The organism is Candidatus Methylobacter oryzae, from assembly GCF_003994235.2.
Taxonomy (GTDB): domain Bacteria; phylum Pseudomonadota; class Gammaproteobacteria; order Methylococcales; family Methylomonadaceae; genus Methylobacter_A; species Methylobacter_A oryzae.
Genome location: NZ_RYFG02000009.1, coordinates 178,044 through 199,070, shown reverse-complemented (window position 1 = coordinate 199,070; position 21,027 = coordinate 178,044). Strand labels below are relative to the sequence as shown.

Genomic DNA, 21,027 nt, shown 5'->3' with positions numbered 1-21,027 from the left:
TTATTCATAACCGTTCTATCACTAAATGCCATTTCGGCAGTTAACCACTTAAAATCATTTACTTTAAGGTATATGCAATGAAAAATAGCGCCGCGTGGATCTTAGTTTTAAGCTTATGCTGCTTCAATACTGCATTCGCGATGAGATGCGGACATGACTTAGTCGGTATGGGCGATCGCAAACAAGATGTACTGGATCGTTGCGGCCAACCGGACTCAATTGAAACGCATACTGAAATAATAGGCAAGACAACGCGTTTCCCGTACAGAACCATCGATATACAAGAATATGAAGAGGTTCAGGTAGAAGAATGGGTATACAACCTCGGTTCTTTACGCTTACAACAATATCTTCGATTCGAAAATGGAGTATTAAAAGAAGTTAAAAGCTTAGGTCGAGGCCATTAAAAAAACGTGCCTGAACTGAACAGCCTCTGTCTTAGACTTGGCTCCGTTTTACTTTAAACAGATAGGCGACTGATTATAAGCGCTTGTCAAAACCGGACAATTGCAAGGATATTGAACGGGTCATCGCCCACTTTTCCAAATGGAAGCCATTAACCAGATTCCGCATGCGGTAGCAAAAGAATATCCCAGAAACCCGAACGCAGGCAGGCCGAATAATTTCGGCCCGCCTTCCACGGTCATAATAATCGATGAACCGATAATCAACGCGGCTGTAACGATACCCATCGTTAACCGGCTAATCGCAATATCGATATGATTAACATACTGGCCAAGACGCTTGACGTTAATATCAATCTGAAAAGCGCCTTTTCTCGATGCGCGCAGCAGTTTACGCAAGTCCCTGGGCAGGCTCGATAACAGATCGATAACGTTGATCAGGTTACGCCTGCCCCGTTTAACAATAGCTTCCGGCCTGTAGCGTTCCATCATGATTCTTCGAACATACGGAGCGGTAAAAACCAAGGTATTGAATTCAGGATTAAGGTGCCTGCCCAGGCCGTCCATCGTGATATAAGCTTTGATTAACAAAGCCAGATCGGCAGGCAAGATCAATTTATGATCCCTTAATATCGCCATTAAATCGCTCATCATGTTAGTCAGACTTAAGTCTTTTAACGACAACGAGCTGTATTGGTCGACGAAAGCTTCAATATCGATAATCAACACCTGCTCGTCGGTATAAATATTGTCCGACCAGTCTTCAAGTATCTCGGCAACTTGAAGCGGTAGATGATTGGTCATGCCGTACAGCAAGCTGATAACCTGGTCCCGGCGGTCTTCGGTCAGCCGGCCGATCATGCCGAAATCGATAAAGGCCAATTTATTATCCGACAAATAAAATACATTGCCGGCATGCGGGTCGGCATGAAAAAAGCCGTCTTCCATAATCATCTTCATGACTGCATTGGTACCTCGATCGGCCAGCAGCTTTCTATCAAGTCCGGCTTTATCCAGCGTATTAATATCTCTGCCCTGGATACCGTCAATATATTCCTGGACATTGAGCCTTTCGCTGGTCCATTGCCAATAGACCTTGGGAATCTTGATGTTAGGATCATCGACCAAATTGGCGGCTACCCGTTCCGCATTCCTGCATTCGGCGGCGAGATCAAGTTCCCGGTTCAACGATTGGTTAAACTGGCGCAGGACTTCTTTCGGATGAAACCGGCGAATCTCCGTCGATTCGGATTGCGCAATCTCGACAATGCGGGTTAAAAGCCGTAAATCGGCATCGATAATTTTAGACAGGCCGGGCCTGCGGATTTTTAAAACAACCGGCGATCCGTCTTTCAGCACGGCTTTATGGACCTGGGCAATTGAGGCTGCCGCAAGCGGTTGTACATCAACCTCTGCAAAAAATTCACCGATGCTGCCGCCAAGATCTTCTTCAAGCTGGGGTAGCAGTTCCTCAAAAGGCATCGGAGGAACCTGATCCTGGAGTTTTTCAAATTCGGCAATATAAGCGGGAGAGAATAAATCAACGCGTGTTGCAAGGATTTGCCCCAACTTGATGAATGTAGGCCCCAGCTCTTCCAGTACGCGGCGCAGCCGTTGCGGCGTATCAAGGCTGGAATAGTTTTCCGCATTCTGCCAATGCAGCACCCTGCCCGCCCTCTCCAAGGCCTTGCCGACGCCCAGACCGCGAACAAAGCTGCCGAAACCATAACGTATCAGAACGGTTGCAATTTCTTGAACCCTGCCCATATCCCTGGTTGCGCTTAGCATTTCCCATAACATGTATTTGCTAAATTTTATTTTTTAGAATCGGATGGTTGCAGGCTTTCGGCGATACCTGACAAAATACCGCTGGCTATGTTTGCTAACGTTGAAGCAGAAGTCACCGTACCGGAAATGATCGCGCCGGGGCTTATAGCCGACAGGTTGCCAAGCGCTTTCAAGGCGCTTACCGTTTGTTTGCCGACAGCCGTTCCGCTTTTATGAGCATGATCGATAAAATCGTTAACAATGTCGGCAGTGACCTGAGTGCTGCCTTTGGCGACTTTCTCCAATGTATCGATAAACAATCGTTCCATGCCCTGTATGTCTTTAATCGCATCCATAAAGTCATGTTGCTCGCTCACTTTGACAGCCGCCTCTTGAATAGCCAACGTCGATGCTTCCGTCGCAATCGCCAACGCATCGTCCAATGCCGTGACCGCACGGGTAAAATTGCCTTTGGCATGCTCATCCTGGCCCGATATGCCCTCATCAATCCCTCTGGCGACCGCTTCAGCCACATTTTTGATGTTTTTCATATCCAGTTCGCCTTTTGTCAGCGCTTTTAGGGTTATCTCCTTAACCCGCCGATGAACATCGTCTCCCGATTCAACCGCTTCCCGGACTGCATCTGTAACGTCTTGTTGTTGGTCTACTTCAGCCATGGCCGCTCTCCGGATCAGTAAAAAATTGTAACTACTCAACCTATGCCCAATAGAATCAGCGCAAAATGAATTGCCTGATCTGTAATAACTTTAATCCAGTCGCTTGGATTAAACAAAATCCGTGTCCAACACGATGCGATAACGCGCTTTACCCGCAGCCAAATGCTCAAGCGCATCGTTTACTTTGCTCATCGGGAAATGTTCGACTTGAGGTGCAATATGATGCCGCGCTGCAAACTCAAGCATCGTTGCAATTGCCGAAGGACTCCCGGTCGGCGATGCCGATACGCTCTTTTGCCCGAACATCAGGTCAAAAACAGAAATCTGCATCGGCTCAAGCACTGCACCTACGACATGCAGACGCCCATTGGGTTTTAACGTCTTCAACATCGCAGCCCAATCCAATGGCCTATTGACCGTGACGATCAATATATCCAGCGAATTTGCGATTTGCTGCATGGCCGCGCCGTCATGGCTCGATACGACATGATCAGCGCCGAATCCTCTGGCTTCGTCGGCCTTGGACGGGTTAGAGGTGAAAGCCGTCACTTCACAACCCCAAGCCTTGGCAAATTTGAGCCCCATATGACCCAGGCCGCCGATACCGACGATGCCGACGCGGTCGGCGGGTTTGACGCCGAACGTCAACAGTGGCGAGAATACGGTAACGCCGCCGCACAAAAGCGGGCCTGCGCTGCTAATATCGAGCGCCTCAGGCAGAGGGATTGCCCAAGCCCAATGCGCTCTAACCCTGTCCGCAAAACCGCCTTGATGGCCGACTATCGTCGGCACGGCTTCCGCACAGAGATTATTATTACCGGTCATGCATTCGCGGCAGTGCATGCAACTGCCGGCGGTCCATCCAAGCCCGACTTTTTGCCCGACCCGCAAGCCTTTAACATAATTGCCAACGGCAACGATGCGCCCGACCGCCTCATGTCCCAAAATAACCGGATACTGAGACAATCCCCATTCGTTATTGAGGATAGACAGGTCGGAATGGCAAAGGCCGCAATATTGGACCGCGATTTCAACCTCTTCCGGCCCGAGCGGCCCGGCATTATAGGTAAAAGGCTCAAGCTTCTGCTTCGCGCCGCGCGAAGCCCACCCACGAATTTCAGTCATTGCGATTCCCCTTTTTGGCTGCCAAAACACTTAATACTCATGTACCTTCTTTCCACGATGACAGGTAATTCTGCTGCTCCCTGCTTAATTTATCGATACTCAAGCGCATAGCCGCCAGTTTCATCTTGGCGACTTGCCGGTCAATATCGCTGGGTACCGGGTAAACAGCGTTTTTAAGGTCGGCGCCATGCTGCCATAAATAAGCAATGCTCAAGGCCTGGTTGGCAAAACTCATATCCATCACAGTTGCCGGATGGCCTTCCGCCGCGGCCAAATTAACCAACCGGCCTTCGGACAACAGCCGAACGGTGCGCCCGTTCTTAAGCCGGTAAGCTTCAACGCCTTTGCGCGGACGATGTTTTTTTACCGATAATTTCTCCAGCGCCGGAATGTTGATTTCAACGTTAAAATGACCGGCATTGGCGATCACGCAGTGGTCTTTGACCACTTCAAAATGCGTTTTATCCAACACATGCTTGTCGCCGGTCGCGGTAACAATAAAATCCGAGATTATTGCAGCCTCAAGCATCGGCATCACGCGATAACCATCCATGGCCGCTTCCAATGCTCTCTGCGGATCGACTTCGGTGATAATGACTTGCGCGCCATGTCCACGAGCCCGCATCGCAATGCCGCGGCCGCACCAGCCGTAGCCTGCAACGGTAAACGTCTTTCCGGCCAACAATATATTGGTTGAGCGGATAATTCCATCCAGCGTGCTTTGGCCGGTACCGTAGCGGTTATCGAACAGGTGCTTGGTCATCGCGTCGTTGACCGCAATCACCGGGAATCTCAATGCGCGGTCTTCGGCCATCGCGCGCAGGCGCATGACGCCGGTCGTGGTTTCCTCGGTCCCGCCTATAACCTCCGCCAACAGTGCGCTACGATTTTTGTGCAGTTCGCTGACCAGATCCGCGCCATCATCCAGCGTGAGCTGTGGTTTATGATCCAACGCTTGACCGATATGGCGGTAGTAAGCGCTGCCGTCTTCGCCGCAAATCGCAAAGGTAGGAATATGATAATGCTGTACCAGCACGGCGGTGACATCGTCCTGGGTGCTAAGGGGATTGCTGGCGCACAACACGACCTCCGCCCCGCCCGCTTTCAGCGTGCGCGCCAGATTGGCGGTCTCAGTCGTGATATGCAGACAGCCGCTGATCCGCGCTCCCGCCAACGGCCGCTCTTTAACAAAGCGGTCATGAATAGCGCTCAGCACCGGCATCTCGGTCAAGGCCCACTCGACACGCTCGCGCCCCTGACCGGCCAACGATAAGTCTTTTATGTCGAAAGATTTATCTATCATGAACATCACCCGAGGCTTTGGTTCCGTTGCCGTGCCTGCCGACAAGCGGCACGAAATTGACGTCAAGAATATTGCGGGACTCAATGCCGCCATTGGCTTTCTTTTCTATAAGCGTCAATTCCTGGTAGCTATAAGCCAGGCCTACCGGTATGACCAGCCGGGCGCCAATGGCCAACTGTTCAAGCAAGGCTTCGGGAACGTAAGATGTTGCCGCAGTAACAATAATGCCGTTGTAAGGCGCATGCTCAAGCCAACCGGAATGACCGTCTCCAGTCTTAACCGTTACGTTGTCATAGCCCATTTTCTTAAGCCTGAGGCGCGCTTTGTCGGCCAACTCGCCGATCACTTCAAGCGAATAAACCTGTTTAACCAGCTTGGAAAGAATAGCCGCCTGATAGCCGGAACCGGTGCCGATTTCAAGGATGGTATCGGTAGGCTTGGGATTCAATAAATCGGTCATCAGCGCGACAATATAAGGCTGGGAAATAGTTTGTCCCCACCCGATCGGTGCGGGGCTGTTATCGTAGGCAAGAGAACGAAAACCTTCGGGCAAAAACTTATGCCTCGGCACCTGTTTCATAGCCTCCATGACCCTGCCGTCCAGGGCATGCTTGCCAATCAAGTGCCGGGTCAGGTTAACTTCCATTTCAATATCGTCCAGCATGCGTTGCAAATTGCTCATCAATTGTACTCCCGAAATGCTTTTATCGTTCCGGCGGTATGGGTAGGAATGGGCTATAACAATTCACGGCATGGATAATTATTTCCAGCAACACGAACAATAATTCGAACATGACGCCCAAGAAGTTACAATTAGTTACATTACTTATAGCTTTGCCTGAAATGCAATAGCACAATCGAACAAGCTATTAGCCTGAACACGATTTAGAAAGATGATAAAGGCAGAGTTGGGCAGTCTCTTGAATAGATGGAGTCACAATCATGAAAGCCATGGTATTAAAAACGCTCTGCAACCTGAAAGAACATCCAATGCCGCTGAAACTAATGGACCTGCCGATTCCGATTCCCGGCGAACGGGAAATCCTGTTGAAAGTTTCCGCCTGCGCTGTCTGCCATACCGAATTGGATGAAATAGAAGGACGCACGCCGCCGCCCTATTTACCGATCATTCCCGGCCACCAAGTCGTCGGCCGCGTCGAAGCGGTCGGCAACAAGGCCGGCGCTTTTAAATTGGGCGACAGGGCCGGCGTTGCGTGGATTTTCTCCAGTTGCGGCACCTGTAAATTTTGCCTGGCAGGGCATGAAAATCTGTGTCCGCATTTCGCGGCGACAGGCCGCGACGCGAACGGCGGCTATGCCCAGTATATGACCGTCGCCGAAGATTTCGCCTATGCAATCCCGGAAACTTTCTCGGACCTGCACGCAGCCCCACTGCTTTGCGCCGGCGCCATCGGCTACCGTTCGCTGCATTTGTCGGGCCTCAAAGACGATCAACGGTTGGGGCTGACCGGCTTTGGCGCATCGGCGCACCTGGTGTTAAAGATGGTGCAACACCAATATCCGAACTCCGAAATTTATGTTTTTGCCCGTAGCGCCAAAGAAAGAGCGTTCGCCGAAGAACTCGGCGCAAAATGGACTGGCGATACGATCGAACGGGCGCCTCATAAACTGGATACTATCATCGACACCACGCCGGCCTGGCAGCCCGTTGTCGAGGCCCTGGCAAACTTGGAAGCCGGCGGCAGGCTGGTCATTAATGCGATTCGCAAGGAAGGCGACAAGCGCAGTCTGCTGAACCTGGATTATCCCGTGCATATTTGGCAGGAAAAAGAGCTAAAGAGCGTCGCCAATGTCGCCCGCAACGATGTGAAGGAGTTTTTAGACCTGGCCGCAAAAATGAATCTCCAGCCCGAAGTCCAGCTATTTGCGTTGGAACAAGCCAATGACGCATTGCTTGAACTGAAAGCCGGCCAAATTCGCGGAGCCAAGGTGTTGAAAATCGTTTGATCGAGGTTTTAACTCAATAATACCGCCCTGAAAGGCCGCCGTATTTGCTCGAACTCGTACAGAAAAGATTCGACATCAGGAGGCAAATATCTGTGCAGTGGAAAGATCATTTCCGAGTCCTAATTTTTCCATCAGCAATCAAAGGCGATATTGAATGGGCCCATTAAAATCAATCTTTGATATGACGAGGCTCTTATTGTCCTATTCATTTTTCTTCGGAACAAAATATCTACATTTTCTCAATACGAAAATAGCGCCATATCCCCTTATCACGGTCTTTGCCCATGAATTCCCCCACGATCATCCATCGTGATGACTTCGGCGTCGCTCAGCTTGGGCGTAACTTCCCGGCTGGTTGACAATGGTTCGGCGAATATCTTCTACACAGCAATAAACATAAAGGATAAAGTCTTCTACTGACACGGCCCTTCTCCTCATAAAATTGCTTTTGGTAAAACAACTCTACGGGAGTCGAGGCCTTGTCTTCAATTCATTTAAAGTCGGGCATCGCGTTTACAATGTAATTGCATGCAATTGTCTGCGGAGTGTCACTTAAGTGAATGAAAATGAGCTTGCTCGCTTTAAAATTTACATAGGGACCTGTGTATTTTTGTCTCCGCCTTGGTGATGTTTCCGTTGTTTTTTCAGATGCCGTTCCTTTTTCAACTCGTTGTATTTCGCTATTTGTTCGCTGGTAAGAACGCCTTCCATCAGTTTATGTTTTTCCTCGCGCAGTGCTTTTAATTTTTCGTGGTGTTGCTGGAAAATAGTTTCCAGCCGGGATTGTTGCTCAGCAGATAAACCAAGTTCCTTGGTCAATTGTTTTATTTTTTCGCCGCGCCGCCCTTCATGATTGCCGGTTTCGTTTCCAGCAGCCATTGCGGTAAATGGAAGTAGTACCGCCAGCGCTATGATTATGATTTTTTTATTCATGAGTCATTCCTTAAATATTGAGGGAAAAAAGAATAGAAATTTCTGTTATTGCGAAGACTTTAGCAATAAAAAATGCAAACAGTTTGAAAAAATTAGGGAAGAAATACTCCAATTTCCGATTCACATCTTTGCGCGTCAGAAACAGGCAAAATGCTAATGGCATTTCGCTTTAAATAATCGTTATTAATGGGTAATAATTTTTCCGTTTTGTAGGACTACATTTACCATTTTCCAATCGCCACCAAGAGCAACAAATAAAATGTGGGAATACCTCAGAATCTAATCTCGTTGATCTGTGATTTGTGGCGACACAACCCTGCTTCCTCCCTCGCGGCGTCAACCATCGTTTTGGCCCTCTGTACCAGCCTATCTCTATCGCCAATAGACGATAACATGTCGGCAGCGGCGTTGCCCAGTTCGGCTATCTCGGCCCAGTCGATTCCGTTGGCATTAACATCCGCTGCCGCTTGTCCCTCTCGTGCATCGGCGAAATTCAACGCAAGGCCGGTGCGTTGCCATAGCTCATGCTCGGCATGTGCCCGATAGCTTTGCTCACGAGCCAGTCTGGTCATATCCAGTACTAAATCTACAGTCTGCCAAGCGTGGAGATAAAGATAGAGATGCAAGCCCATAAACAGCCCAAAAGCTTCATGCTCCGGCAGGGAAAGCAGGGCGTCATAGCTGTCTTGTGTGCCGATCCAGTGATCGAGATTTCCCTCATTGCGGAATCGTTCGCTACGCGGCAAATAACGGTTGCATAGATAATTCATGAACGGTTCATTACTCCGGTTGGTCAGTAATGCCACGGTCTCGTAAAAAAATTCTTCTTTGCGATTTCTTAGCGATACATAAGATGCCCAATGTAGCCATAAGTTCCGATAAAGCATGATGTGGCAGCCGCCAAATGTTGATTTCAACGGCCAAACACGGCCAAGAGACCGGCAGAAGCCCAGGACCGGCTGACGCCCCCTACGTTGCGCTTCTTTCAGTAACAAAGCGACATATCGTTTCTCCTCTGTTCTCAAATCGCCACGCAAGCCCTGTGGCGGAAAAAACCATTTATAGGGTATGGAGGGGTGAAACCGTTTCATACCGCCTGACTGCCGGATCAGAGGCAGATATTCCAGGTAATACGGGTCTGTCGCGGAATGACCGGAACCCCAACTGGTGTAAGCGAACGAGGCCGCTTGCTGACGAGTCATATGATGCAGGAACATTGAGAATGGCTCGTAGAAAGCCTGTGTCTCAGGCAACTGGCGAAACTTCGCCCAGATCCAGGTACTCGATGTCCGCCAACTGGCATGAAGAAAAACGGAGGGGGCAGCAACAGTATCGTTATCTCGTTTGACTCGCGTCGTAGCGCAATCCGCTTTTCTGGAAGCGATCGCGACAGACTCGCCTAATAGCTGAATCGAAGGGGCTATCTGTTCATCCAAGGTTAAGTAACCGTAAATGTCGCGATTATCAAGGTATTGCGGTACTCCAGACTGGCGGGCGCTGTCGGAAAAAATCACATATTCGTGACGGTCGCTGCCGTCGGCATAGTGCAATTGAGGAATCACATCGCGACGGATCAAATAGGTGCAATGCACCACCGGGACTTCGATCAAACCCTTGACTTGCTGAAACAGGAGCCAGTTATAGGCTTCGCTGTTTAAGAAGTAACCATGGGCATCAACCTGCTGATGGTAGTTGGAGTACAGCCGCAGCATGTCCTGATAACGCAACAGCGGCGCCACGATAGGAAGGTTCGTTGCCAGCAGCGACCGCAAGGTATGCGGTTTTAGAAAATTATCGACATCGGCCACGAAGTAAAAATCGCAATCGTGACGCAGTGTCGCTTGTAAGCTGTCTTGCCGGATGGCTGCGAGTACCCGAAAGCGCATCGCATTCCATTCATGGACGTCAAACTGTTCTACCGGTTCGGGCGCATCAGCGGTTTCGTATTCCACATGGGCGTACGCATGGCCGACCCGTTTCAGCCAACTGCTGAGAATTTGCTCGGTCCTGTCGGTATTGTTATTCGTACGAACATAGAGAACGATTGAGGACTTCGGGTAATCGAGCGCATCAATACAGCTCAGATAAAAAGGCAGCACCGCCTCTTTTTGTTTTGCAAGAATCGCAATCAGCACACGAGGGACAGACTTTCCCCGCCGCCACTGCGCTATAGGCTGCATCAGTTTGCTGGGCGTTGCCGAAGCCTGGGATTGCGCTGACAGCCTATCGCTCGCGAATTTGGCATTCGTGGCGATCCGTTGTGCGTCTGCCTCCGAAAGATTGCCTGCCGTCAGAATTTTCAGGCACGCATCCAGACAGTCCTGAAAATGTCCCGACCAATAAGCATTGATCGCATACTCATCCAGTAAGCCTTGACTATAGATCCAGCGTTCGATAAACAGGCCGTCTTCGGGAATCGAAAGCGCTAAACCGCGTCCGGCAATCCGGTAGCCTTGCTCATAGCGTTCATGCAACCGGCAAAAACGGCTCGCGCCGTGCAAGGCTTCCGCCCGCGCCGGCAGTACGTCAGCAGCCCGAAGATAAGTGTCGATCACTTCCTGTTCGGGATGAGCAAGCTGATCCTTTAGCCGCGCCGCTTGATACAGGCTGATATAAATTTCTTCCTGCCAGAAACCAAGCTCCGACCGAGCCAAGTAATGTTTTAAGGCTTTTTCGGACTCGCCGCAGTCACGGCAACTCTGGGCCAAGTAGAATTGATACCGGGCTCGAAGGAACGGATCGGTTTCCTGCGATAACGCTGTTTCCAGCACCTCGGCGTCCCTATAATATTTTTCCGGGTCGCTACTCCTGGCGCCTTCCGTACCGGCCACAATCTTAATCGATTTGACGGAGCCGGGTGTTAATCGCTCACTGGGTACTTCGATATATTCATGCAGAACACCACGATAACGGTAAGGCTGCCGGGTGCTGCACAGTAAAATTCGTGCATAATAGACATCGTTTAATCTGATGGATACAAAATAGTGGTCTGCAGTCAGACCGGTTTTGAATTGCTCCGGATTAAAATCTTCTTCATATTCTATAAAATCATCGGCATCCATCATCATGGAATAATCGATGTTAGGGATACGTTGTAGCCTACTCAGTATGACGTTACGGTTATGGGCAAAATCGACCCATGGGTCGTCAAACACTGTCCCCGGTATTCCTGTATCCGTCAACCAGCCGCGAATCATGTCCTGCGTACCGTCGGTTGAGCCGGTATCGGAGACAAGTACATAATCAACAAGACTGCGTACACTATCCAGGCATCGCATAATCAGCGCAGCCTCGTTCTTCACAATCATGCACAGACCGATAGTTTTCACGCAGGAGTTCTTTTCCATATTCCGGTCAGCGAGATTGTCACGGGCAAGCTACCTGTGACGAGTAATCAATAAAACGCAACGTCGATGAGAAGGCGTCAAAGATCAGCCGTCTCTGCTCAATACTGGCCATAACCTCTGAGAATGGCGGCACTCCATATCGAAACCCTGATTTTTCTTGCGCAGACAGTGGCGCGTAGGGCATACCCGTCCTTGCCGATATATCCACCAACGAAGAAGCAAGTTCTTCATACCGGTAAATCTTATCGACCAGCAGAGTACCTTGCTGATCAACATACAAGGCGGTATCGACAGGAAAGAATCCTCGCTCCAGATAAGCTTCCCATGTGGCCGGATGTTCTGCTTTGCGATGCAACGGGGAGTTACGCAGCATCGCGAAATGCGAGAGGCACTTATCCACCGGATGCCGCTCGAAGCAGAACCGGAATGAGTTTGAGAAAGTCTCAGGACTAAGCTCACGGATACGGCTAGCCGGCATATGATTGAAGAAAGATGAAATATTTGCTTTGCCCTGATAGTTGCGAGGTGTGTGCCCTACAACCGGTGGATAGAGCGGCGTCACAATGTCTTCGTCCGCACATTGGTTGGCTAGATGCACTTCGACGGAAGTACCGGCCGTTTTCCGGGTTTTAATGAAAATAAAACGGTGCTTGAACGAGACAATCGTCATACTTCTTTTCTGATCATCAACCTAAGCACATTGCGACAGAGTTTCTATCTGTAAACAGCTGAAATTTGTAACGCCCGTTAACAAGCCATATTTTAAAAATGGATTCACGGCAACACTATCTTAAAGCCTTGAGCCTTGTTCAGGTCGGGATAATACACAAACAAGCGGCCATCGTCACCAAACCACCAAGCCTTGATTTTTTGGCTTTCTGCAACTTCCACCAACTCATAATCCGGAAACAAGTTGAAATGCTCTCCGTTGAGCGTCATCGATAAACTCCCGTTAGCATTTCCACGCAGCAGGGCCTTGCTGTCCAGCTTCTTTACTTCAGCCTCCAATATCGCAAAATCGGCCGCCACCGGATATAGCGTCTGCTGCTGTCCGCTGTCATCAGTCCAAGTAACGTAGCCATCAGACCCTGTGCCAAAACCTGCCGGGGGTTGATTTAAACGCAGTTCATACCCGGCCTGTCCGGCAAATATTTTACCTGTCAGCATCACCAGGTAAGTGCCGTCAGCCTGTTGTTTGACGCTACCTTGCATGGAACGGATGAATTGGGCAAAGGAAGCCGGATCTCGAAGCGTAGGCGCCACACGGAAGCTCAGAGGCCCTTCGTTTAACTCAAAATCCCCATTGCCCGGCGGCGCGAGCAGCTCCCGGCTGGTCTGGTTTGGGCGTACTTCAATCACCCCAACGGGTTCGACGTTAAAGTTCTGCTCTGCCATCTTCAGATACAGGCTGCCAAATTGCGTTGCGCTGCCGCTTAACTTAAGGCCGTGTTGCTTCAATCCGTTGAACAGCGTGGCTTCCACATCCTGCCCTGTTCGGGTGCTGATACCTTTTAAAATTGGCCCCGACTGATCCACTGCCATGCCATCCACGTTAGGCAGTACGAGCGTATCGCCGGCAACGCCGGCTCTACGCTCGACAGAACCCAAGCGAATCCGCTGCAATTCGCCCTGTAAGGTAAATTCCGCAGTTTCACCAGCGAGCACTTTGACGACAGCAGTACTTTTGGTGCTTCGAACATTGCTATTGTTGCACACGCCCAGCAGCCCTTCGCCTTGGAGCAAGCCCATGCTTATTAAGTTATCCTGACGGACGGTATTAAGCTGCGTGTTATCTGCACCAGAGGACACCGGCGTATGATTCACGGCCACCATCGGAGCGCAGGCGTTGTTGCTCTTGATACTGAGCATTCCTTCCTTCGGACTGGGCAGAGGAATGCTGACGCCGTTGACGACGACCGTATCGAGGCTGAAACGGACTTGCGTTGCCTCTGATGGGTGAGCTGCAACAAGCAAGGTATAGTCGCCAACCTTGAGTATGATTTGGGCCGAGGTATTATCAGTAGCCAACGGCAGAACGAGTTCCACGTTTTGGGTATCGGCACCGGGTTGGATAGTAATCGTGCTGTTGCCTTGAAGTGTGATGGTCGTCTGGCCGTTCTTCACGCTTGCGGTGGCTTGAGCACCGGCTTGGTTTGCTGTGACCACAAGGGAAGGAGTGTTGCTTCCGGCGTTGGCGGTAGCAAGGAGGTTCTGATTCGGAGCCGTAGCGGTAACGATCGTGGAGCCGGTTTCAACCACGGTAACGGGCCGGCCATCTACGATGACGGTTGTGCTGGTATTTCCCGTGCCATTTTCATAAGTAACCACCGGTTCAAGAACGGTTCCCGACGTCGAGGTGGAAGTTGGGTTATCGACACTACTCGACGTAGGGGTGGGAGTTTGGTTATCGACACTACTTGCTACTAACGATGCTTCAGGCCAGAAACCCGCAGTGAGTTCATATCCCCCGCCCAACATTGTACCAACTGCCGCTTGGCCAATTGTGGCAGTCAAAGTACTCGAGCCCAACGTAGCGCTGCTACCACCGGCTGCAACGACTTGATTCTTTATGGAAAACGCAAAAGCTTGGCTGGAATTAACCATCAGGAAACTAACAGAAAACAGTACTGAACAAAGAGGCTTTAAGATGCTTACCTGTGTTGGGGTTTGCAAGGCATAAGCCGTCATTCGCTCCCTTTGATAGCCTGTTGAGAACAGGTTGTTTTTCATGTTGGCCCCTTCATTCTGGCAATTCCGCACTAGATCACTTTAATCAAAACCGAAATCAAATCATGACAGCGTTTTTTAGCTGCCGAACTTTAACGCAAGTAATCAAGGCCCTGCAGGGCCTGTGGGTCCTGTAACACCTGTAGCTCCTGTTGCTCCTGTCGCTCCCTTAGGACCTGTAGGCCCTGCAGCGCCTGTGGATCCTGCAGCACCTGTAGGTCCTACAGCACCTGCCGGCCCTACAGCGCCAGCAGGACCTGTTGCGCCTTTTTCACCTGCCGCGCCGGTAGCACCTTTAGGACCTTGCAAACTAACGCCCGCTGGCCAGACACCATTTGATTTTGGGCCAAAGAGCATTTGACTGGTGCTTTGGTAATAGAAATCGCCATCTTGGCCTATGCTGTTTATTGGATCAGCAGCACCGGTAAGCATCGCTGCTGGAAAATCGGCGCAAACCCAACCATTAGCCGATTTTTTTAAAATCTGGTTATTTTCGCACTCAATTGCAATTTTTTTCGTTGTAGTCAGGCCACCGTCCGCGAGCGAACCCGCCGTCATCGCATAAGGGCTAGAGACCAATGGTTGAAGAGGGCTCAATATAGCACTACCATCGATAGAAACCCCTAAATAGTAGGGTTTATCAAATGGTAAATTAAGTTGGTTAACTGCTCCCAGTAATACTGAATAAACACCGTTGGAAATACTGACTTGCTGCACTTCTTGCCAAAGAACCGTATTTTGTTCATCATACAAAGTGAACGTCATCATGCGGCTACCTTCCACAGCAACACCGTTTTGTATCAAGCGCCCTTGCCAAGAAATCTTAGGAACCGGCGAAGCAGCATTGGCGTCAGAAAGCATAGTGCTATAACTAACGACGCCAGCCAGCAACAAAGCGGACAGACCTGTTTTTTGGACTCTAATTTTTTTCTTGTTTAATTTAACAAACGGTTTAGATTCTTCGTTCTTTTTTATTAGATTGTCTTTTAAGTGAGACATATTTAATATCCTTAGATAGCTAGTTTTAAATATAACCTAAACTAGGTTAATAATTTTTTTATATTAAAAGTCATAGCCAGCCTATCTGTCGGACAAAGACAAAGTTATCCTAATAAGAGCCACGAATAAAAAGTTGTTAAATTAATTTTTCTTGGATTAATTCTATTGCCATCGCAATTGTCGGCATATCCATTTTTCTGACATTTCATTACACCAAGTAAGATGGCAAAAATTCTTAAACTTTTATGCCAGTTGTGATCGAAGCAATTAATTCATAAAACATCTTTAAGATTTAATAATTTGTTGCAATAACTCAACGTTTGCCGTTATCAATAAAGAACCGTTTTTTATGGGCGGATTAAAACGCTCAATATTAAAAGTGTTTGGTGTTTTTCTTTGAAACTGGCTTAAGCTACTTGATGATCAGGCTAATTTTTACTTATTTTTTAGTGCTTTGCAAGCAAACACAATTGATAATCAGGGCGATCGCATTTGACTTTTAAATATTAATTATTCAAATACCTACATTTTAACTAAGTTTAATAAAAAAATAGTTTGCATTGATTCATAAGGTATTTTTGCTATAGCGCGATTACACTAAATTGATAAGTACTCATTCAAAAATAATCCGGCAAAATGTTAATTTGTGATTTTACCCAGGGAGATGGTCATGAAACAAATAGCCCCCTGACAAAATGAAGAGCAAAGAACACTACTCGACCCGTCCCGTTATGCGCCCGAATCCCGTTTTCGCCAACGGGCTCATGCCGTTTACCAGAACAGAAAAGGTTACCGAATTAACCAATTGGCCGATATTTTTGTGGTGAATAGAGATACCGTTTCGGGCTGGTTAGCCGCGTGGGAAGAAAAAGGCCTGCTGGGACTACGTGACCATAAGCGCCCAGCGCGTCCTCGACGGATTAACGAAACGGAATGGTTGCCCCCCCTTCGCGCTCGATTGCTTCCAGCGCAGCTTCATGAACGAACCGGAAAAACCGTAGCCTTTTCGACGATCGAGCGTTGGCTGAAAAAACGTTATTGGATTTGGAGCTGTCGGCAAAGTCTCAAGACCAAGCAAGATCCTGTTGCCTTCAAGGAAGGGCGGCGTGTACTAATAGCTCTGAAAACCAAAGAGGTCGGCGACGAGATTAATTTGTTTTTTCTGGACGAAAGCGGTTTCAGTGCTAATGCCTGTATCCCTTACGCATGGCAACCCCAAGGAAAAACGCTTGCGTTACCGGTGCATAGTCCAGACCGTGTGAACGCCATTGGATTGGTTAGCCGGCAAGGCGCCAGTTATTTTCATACGGTCGAAACCACAGTAACTTCGGCGGCTATCACCGAGGCCATGGCCGGTTTTATACGTTTCCGACCTGCTGAAAAATTGACGGCTGTGGTCATGGACAACCCGCCTATTCATCGCAAGGCTGAGCGGGAAAATCAAGCACTTTGATTGTTAAGTGGCGTGTGGGTCTGGTTTTTGCCGCCATTCGCCGGAGTCAAATCTTATTGAATTTTATGGAAGAAAATCAAATATGAATGGCTGCCCTGGAAGGCTTATACCTGTTTTCAAGCGCTTCGTTCCGCCTTGCTGGAGGTCTTGCATAACTATGGCCAAAAATACCGGGTTAATTTTGCATGAGCGCTTAACAACCCGCATGGATAGTGGCTCCACCTTGTCATAATCTTCTCATTTATCAGTAACAATTATGGCCCCCCTCTGTAGTGCTCAAAGTCGAAAAGCAGCCCAACCGTAAGGCGCTGTTGCAAGCCCCCCCCTTGGCGATTGATGTTTTGGAGCAACCTATCGGAACGCCCTGTCAAAAACCAGAAAGCCTACTACTCAGGAAAAAACGTCACACGATTAAGGCTCAGCTCGTAATCTGCCTGCTGACGCTAACCATCTTCTCCGTCGTTGTTGATAAAGGCGGACAACATGATTTTTCAATCTTCAAAAGCCGTTGCTTATTATTACATCCCGATACGTTGCTGTTGGCAGATTCGGGATATCAAGGGATGCACAAACATCATCAGAATTCGACCCTGCCGATCAAAAAGAAAAAAGGCCAGCGACTTTCCACTGAAGACAAAGCCCATAATAAGGCATTATCCAAACAGCGTATTTTCGTTGAGCATGTCAATCGCCGATGCAAAATTTTCAGGATTGTTAAAGAGGTTTATTGAGCAAGCACAAGAATTACTCGCTGACATGGCATTGAGTGGCTGCTCTGGTTAATTTGCGCAATGGCTGTATTTAGGAACGATGTCTATTCCTCTCTGGTTTGAGATTCAGTTCTTCCAACGCCGGAGTGCAGGCTTTGCCTGCATGAATGTAGGTAAGGGGCAGGAGCGGAAGCTTTGCATGCCTTTCAAACGGAGCTTGCACTCCAAACTTTAGTTAAAATTGGGTTAACCTCCGGTTTTGTTACCGTCACGCCGCATTAGCGCAATTCGAAATTTAAGATTTTAAATCATACAAAAACTCCACCCGACCACGGATGAATCCATGATTTCGTTTTCTGCGTAAGTCTTCAAACACCTCACGCAATTCTTTTTCCACTTCATACCAGGCATTTCTTTGCGGTTTAGTATCGCGTATCGGCTTGCCTTTCCTCGGCAAGCCATTGAGTTTACAGAATACTTCCTTTTCCCAGCCGCATTGCTCAAGAATAATTGGTATGACTTGCGCTTTCCCGGCATTCGACAGTTCAACCGCACGCTGGATTTCAACGCCACGGATATAGTCGGATGCCAAGAACTGGGCGCTAACCAACAGCAAAATGACGTCGGCCTGCTCAAGTTGTTTCTTGATTTCTCCGTCCCACTCCTCGCCGGGCGTAATCAGCCGGTCATGCCAACATTCGATTAATCCTGCACTTTCCCGCATCGGCTTAAGTCGAATCATCAATTGATCCTTCAGCTTGGCATCTTTGCTGGAATAGCTGATAAATACCCGCGCCCGCCATTGCTCATCGTCGCGGGCAGCGGGCTCGGACAAGCGGTTCAATTCAATGCTGGGATTAACGCTGATAGTGCCTTGGCGCGTCGATGCGGATGAATTTTGCTTTTTCGCTTCATCGGCTAACCTAAAATGCCGGGTATCTCAGTGAGCTGATTGCGCGAAACGTCGAGCTTCTGCAACTGAGTCAGCTGGCCCAAACTATCGGGCAACGCAGTAAGTTGATTATTCGAAACGTCGAGCAACTGCAACTGGGTCAGTTGGCCCAGACTGTCTGGTAAATATGCGAATTGATTACCCGAAACATAAAACCTCTTCAACCGGGTCAGTTGGCTCAAAGTATCAGGCAGTGTGGTGAGCAGATTGTGTCCAACGTAGATCATCTGTAACTGAGTTAGCTTCCCCAGACTATCGGGTAACACCTTCAGCCGGTTTATTCCAATCCAGAGAGCTTGCAACTGGGTCAATTGGCTCAAGCAATCGGGTAATGTGGTGAACAGATTTTGCGAAAGATCAATAGATTCCAACATCCCCAATTCCCTCAACCACTCCGGCAGCTGTGTCAGTCGATTTCCCTCAAGTTCCAACTGCCTAAGCTGAGGCAATTCCCGCAGTTGCTCCGGCAGGGTTTCCAAGCCTAGTCCTGATAAATCGAGCTTCTTGTCCCTCGTCGCCTTGGCTTCAGCTATCCGTTTCAATGCTATTTCATTCATAAATTTCCACCTATCCCAATTCCCATATATCCAACCACGCTACTTGGCCTTTCGCTTCCTCTACCATAGGCCATGTTCCTCGCGGCCCATAGCCATCACCCCACAACAAAACGCACTTTCTTCTACCCATCAGCTAGGGCCGTGCTATGCGGCCAAGGCTTAAATAACTTTCCAAGCCTCGCTAGACCCGCAACAGGACACTACCATTAAGTTAACCGCCAAAAGTTGTTGTAGTTGTAGGGTGGATAAGCGTAGCGCATCCACCCTACGCTTTTCTCTTAACTTAAGGTAGTGTTGCAACGAAGCAAACGTTCCTGTGCAAGCAGAGGCTTAACGCCATAGCAACGGTAGTTTAACGCGGACCTTACACAACCCAGATACTCAGCACATGCCGAACGCCACCTCGCCGATATTCGGCAAACCAACATAGGGCATCGCCTACCTAACTATTCAATAATACACCCTAAACGACCTTTGTATCTGCTCGAACTCGTACAGATACGGCTTAGCCACTTCGTAATTGGCCGCGACGATCAGCAAGTCGTGGGAGAAAACCGAGGTGTTGTACCAGTTGAAGCTGCCTTCAATAACGATATAGTCGTCGATAATGCAGTATTTGGAATGGATAGGGGAATACGGCACCGGATGATCGTCTTGTCCGTAAACTAAACCCACTCCAATACCGGCATGTTTTAAACGATCAACAGTCGGCAGCAACGGCCGGTTCAGTTCATCGTGCATCGACCGTTCGATGCCGACGCGTCCTTGTCTGGCAAGATGGCCGTTCAGCAACATATGCACGTGAACGCCGCGGTTCTTCGCGTTGATCAGCGCATTGACGACGCTGTCGTGATGATCGCCCAACAAATCGCCGATCAGGAACAACGACACCTTGATCGAATGCCGGGCGCGGTTAATTTCGGCCAATATCGCGTGATGCGGCCGATAAGACTTGCCGTTCAACATCACGTGTCGGCCGAACGTGTACAGCAGGTTGAAATGGCTCAGCGGGTCGATGCCGTATTTCTGGATCACGCCGCCGCGCTGGCTTTGGAAGATATTGTCCAGCAACCGGCAAATGCCTTTGGAGTGAAAGGTCATGCCGGATTCCCAATTAGCCCACCAACGGTCGAAGGTGATATTGAACGAACCCAGTATGCTGTCCTCATCGTTAAAAATGATGAATTTGGTGTGCATGTCCGGCTCGACTTCGATCAGGTGATGCTTGGGGCTGCAAAATACGCCGATCAATTCGATCCGCGAGCGCTTCAAGCGCGCATAGTTCTGGCTGTTGGTCAGCGTCATTTTGCGCCAATCGACGATGCACTGCACCAGTACGCCTTGGTCGCTGGCGCTGATTAAATGGGTCGTGAAATCATGGTCGTCAATGCAGTCCACGCTGACCTTGATCGTGCATAAGCGGCCGGGATTTTGATGCTTGCAGCGGATAACCTTGTCGATCAGGTCGTGGATATAACGTTTCGGATGATAAGGATGATGCTGCTGGCCTTTGGTAAATTTTGGCACCAGTTGCAGCGCTTCAAAATGATGGTTATACCAGTCGACGTCGTTCTGCAATTCGCCGGCATTCAATTCGTAAGCGCGATAGTGATTAGCCGTCGACCAATCCCCGCTTATTCTGCGGTATTGCGGCTGGTCGCCCTGAAGCTGGTGCCAATCCATGAAGATATATTCGTTCTCTGAAGCAATCGAGCGCTCATCCAGATGCACAATAAAGGCAAACTTAACGCAATTGATTTGACCGAAATTGCTTGAAAACGGATGAATATAAAAATCCCGCGTGCAGCGTTTGTGCCTATCCCAATGAATATCGTAAGCGTCGGTATCGACGATGTAGGTTTCGCAGATATGCTCGCGGTAGACTCTTAAAATAACCTTTACATTAGCCTGAACGCCGTGAAATACGTCAAAATCTATTTTTCCCCAGCGGACAAAGAATTTGTCGTTGAAATCGTTGACTCTTTGAAAGGAACCTCCCAGGTTTCCATGAGTGGGCGTGGCATAGTGTTCAGCTATCTGCATAGGTTTTGCTCCATAATAAAGAGAAGTTGCCGGAGTGCAGGCTTCGCCTGCTTGTAGCAGGC

General features: G+C 49.1%; 16 protein-coding genes and 2 pseudogenes. 4 read left to right on the top strand and 14 right to left on the bottom strand.

The features are described from left to right. Positions 1 to 77 precede the first annotated feature (77 nt). Positions 78 to 407, top strand: a complete 330-nt coding sequence (locus tag EKO24_RS01865) for a DUF2845 domain-containing protein (protein WP_127027279.1) — start codon at positions 78 to 80, stop codon at positions 405 to 407. 120 nt (positions 408 to 527) lie between these two features. On the opposite strand, the gene EKO24_RS01860 is transcribed toward EKO24_RS01865, so the two are convergent. The 5 genes from EKO24_RS01860 to EKO24_RS01840 form a co-directional block, all read right to left on the bottom strand. Further along, positions 528 to 2,204, bottom strand: coding sequence for an ABC1 kinase family protein (locus EKO24_RS01860; RefSeq protein ID WP_127027280.1), 1,677 nt, complete (start codon positions 2,202 to 2,204; stop codon positions 528 to 530). Positions 2,205 to 2,218: 14 nt separating this feature from the next. Continuing rightward, complete coding sequence (locus EKO24_RS01855; RefSeq protein WP_127027281.1) at positions 2,219 to 2,848, bottom strand: DUF6781 family protein; 630 nt, start codon at positions 2,846 to 2,848, stop codon at positions 2,219 to 2,221. Positions 2,849 to 2,956: 108 nt separating this feature from the next. Next, positions 2,957 to 3,973, bottom strand: coding sequence for an NADPH-dependent aldehyde reductase Ahr (gene ahr / locus EKO24_RS01850; protein WP_127027282.1), 1,017 nt, complete (start codon positions 3,971 to 3,973; stop codon positions 2,957 to 2,959). Positions 3,974 to 4,010: 37 nt separating this feature from the next. Beyond that, positions 4,011 to 5,276: an adenosylhomocysteinase gene (ahcY, locus tag EKO24_RS01845; protein ID WP_127027283.1), complete on the bottom strand. Its 1,266-nt coding sequence runs from the start codon at positions 5,274 to 5,276 to the stop codon at positions 4,011 to 4,013. Then, a complete protein-coding gene (locus EKO24_RS01840) occupies positions 5,266 to 5,958 on the bottom strand; it encodes a protein-L-isoaspartate(D-aspartate) O-methyltransferase (protein ID WP_127027284.1) in 693 nt (230 codons plus the stop codon). The genes ahcY and EKO24_RS01840 overlap by 11 nt, the downstream gene beginning before the upstream one ends. A 260-nt stretch (positions 5,959 to 6,218) precedes the next feature. Here EKO24_RS01840 and EKO24_RS01835 point away from each other — a divergent pair, with 260 nt between their 5' ends. Continuing rightward, positions 6,219 to 7,244 (top strand): zinc-dependent alcohol dehydrogenase family protein, encoded by a 1,026-nt coding sequence (locus EKO24_RS01835; protein ID WP_127027285.1) that lies wholly within the window; start codon positions 6,219 to 6,221, stop codon positions 7,242 to 7,244. Positions 7,245 to 7,488: 244 nt separating this feature from the next. Here EKO24_RS01835 and EKO24_RS23370 read toward each other — a convergent pair. The 6 genes and pseudogenes from EKO24_RS23370 to EKO24_RS23365 form a co-directional block, all read right to left on the bottom strand. Beyond that, positions 7,489 to 7,667 (bottom strand): annotated as a pseudogene (locus EKO24_RS23370) (IS982 family transposase); the annotation flags it as partial. A gap of 165 nt (positions 7,668 to 7,832) precedes the next feature. Then, positions 7,833 to 8,177, bottom strand: a complete 345-nt coding sequence (locus EKO24_RS01830) for a Spy/CpxP family protein refolding chaperone (protein ID WP_127027286.1) — start codon at positions 8,175 to 8,177, stop codon at positions 7,833 to 7,835. Positions 8,178 to 8,449: 272 nt separating this feature from the next. Next, positions 8,450 to 11,506 carry a glycosyltransferase gene (locus tag EKO24_RS01825; RefSeq protein WP_161990549.1) on the bottom strand — a complete coding sequence of 1,019 codons (3,057 nt, stop codon included), beginning with the start codon at positions 11,504 to 11,506 and terminating at the stop codon, positions 8,450 to 8,452. A gap of 37 nt (positions 11,507 to 11,543) precedes the next feature. After that, positions 11,544 to 12,194 (bottom strand): hypothetical protein, encoded by a 651-nt coding sequence (locus tag EKO24_RS01820; RefSeq protein WP_127027288.1) that lies wholly within the window; start codon positions 12,192 to 12,194, stop codon positions 11,544 to 11,546. Positions 12,195 to 12,298: 104 nt separating this feature from the next. Beyond that, the gene (locus EKO24_RS01815; protein WP_127027289.1) at positions 12,299 to 14,254 is read right to left on the bottom strand and encodes a hypothetical protein; all 1,956 of its coding nucleotides are present in this window, start codon (positions 14,252 to 14,254) and stop codon (positions 12,299 to 12,301) included. Positions 14,255 to 14,356: 102 nt separating this feature from the next. Further along, entirely contained in the window at positions 14,357 to 15,250 is an 894-nt protein-coding gene (locus EKO24_RS23365) for a collagen-like protein (RefSeq protein WP_161990548.1), read from the bottom strand. 757 nt (positions 15,251 to 16,007) lie between these two features. On the opposite strand from EKO24_RS23365, the pseudogene EKO24_RS01805 reads away from it, so the two are divergent. Then, positions 16,008 to 16,703 (top strand): annotated as a pseudogene (locus EKO24_RS01805) (IS630 family transposase); the annotation flags it as partial. A gap of 272 nt (positions 16,704 to 16,975) precedes the next feature. After that, positions 16,976 to 17,434: a transposase family protein gene (locus EKO24_RS01800; RefSeq protein ID WP_127027291.1), complete on the top strand. Its 459-nt coding sequence runs from the start codon at positions 16,976 to 16,978 to the stop codon at positions 17,432 to 17,434. 274 nt (positions 17,435 to 17,708) lie between these two features. On the opposite strand, the gene EKO24_RS01795 is transcribed toward EKO24_RS01800, so the two are convergent. From EKO24_RS01795 to EKO24_RS01785, 3 genes are all read right to left on the bottom strand, one after another. Beyond that, entirely contained in the window at positions 17,709 to 18,257 is a 549-nt protein-coding gene (locus EKO24_RS01795; protein WP_206667191.1) for a toll/interleukin-1 receptor domain-containing protein, read from the bottom strand. Between the two features lie 74 nt (positions 18,258 to 18,331). Beyond that, positions 18,332 to 18,922, bottom strand: coding sequence for a leucine-rich repeat domain-containing protein (locus tag EKO24_RS01790; protein WP_127027293.1), 591 nt, complete (start codon positions 18,920 to 18,922; stop codon positions 18,332 to 18,334). A gap of 450 nt (positions 18,923 to 19,372) precedes the next feature. Continuing rightward, a complete protein-coding gene (locus tag EKO24_RS01785; RefSeq protein WP_127027294.1) occupies positions 19,373 to 20,965 on the bottom strand; it encodes a phospholipase D-like domain-containing protein in 1,593 nt (530 codons plus the stop codon). Positions 20,966 to 21,027 lie beyond the last annotated feature (62 nt).

Coding starts and splice junctions, on each gene's coding strand:
- EKO24_RS23365 (WP_161990548.1), bottom strand. CDS start 15,250: ATGTCTCACTTAAAAGACAATCTAATAAAAAAGAACGAAGAATCTAAA.
- EKO24_RS01860 (WP_127027280.1), bottom strand. CDS start 2,204: ATGTTATGGGAAATGCTAAGCGCAACCAGGGATATGGGCAGGGTTCAA.
- EKO24_RS01785 (WP_127027294.1), bottom strand. CDS start 20,965: ATGCAGATAGCTGAACACTATGCCACGCCCACTCATGGAAACCTGGGA.
- EKO24_RS01815 (WP_127027289.1), bottom strand. CDS start 14,254: ATGAAAAACAACCTGTTCTCAACAGGCTATCAAAGGGAGCGAATGACG.
- EKO24_RS01790 (WP_127027293.1), bottom strand. CDS start 18,922: ATGAATGAAATAGCATTGAAACGGATAGCTGAAGCCAAGGCGACGAGG.
- EKO24_RS01855 (WP_127027281.1), bottom strand. CDS start 2,848: ATGGCTGAAGTAGACCAACAACAAGACGTTACAGATGCAGTCCGGGAA.
- EKO24_RS01865 (WP_127027279.1), top strand. CDS start 78: ATGAAAAATAGCGCCGCGTGGATCTTAGTTTTAAGCTTATGCTGCTTC.
- EKO24_RS01820 (WP_127027288.1), bottom strand. CDS start 12,194: ATGACGATTGTCTCGTTCAAGCACCGTTTTATTTTCATTAAAACCCGG.
- EKO24_RS01840 (WP_127027284.1), bottom strand. CDS start 5,958: ATGAGCAATTTGCAACGCATGCTGGACGATATTGAAATGGAAGTTAAC.
- EKO24_RS01830 (WP_127027286.1), bottom strand. CDS start 8,177: ATGAATAAAAAAATCATAATCATAGCGCTGGCGGTACTACTTCCATTT.
- ahr (WP_127027282.1), bottom strand. CDS start 3,973: ATGACTGAAATTCGTGGGTGGGCTTCGCGCGGCGCGAAGCAGAAGCTT.
- EKO24_RS01835 (WP_127027285.1), top strand. CDS start 6,219: ATGAAAGCCATGGTATTAAAAACGCTCTGCAACCTGAAAGAACATCCA.
- ahcY (WP_127027283.1), bottom strand. CDS start 5,276: ATGATAGATAAATCTTTCGACATAAAAGACTTATCGTTGGCCGGTCAG.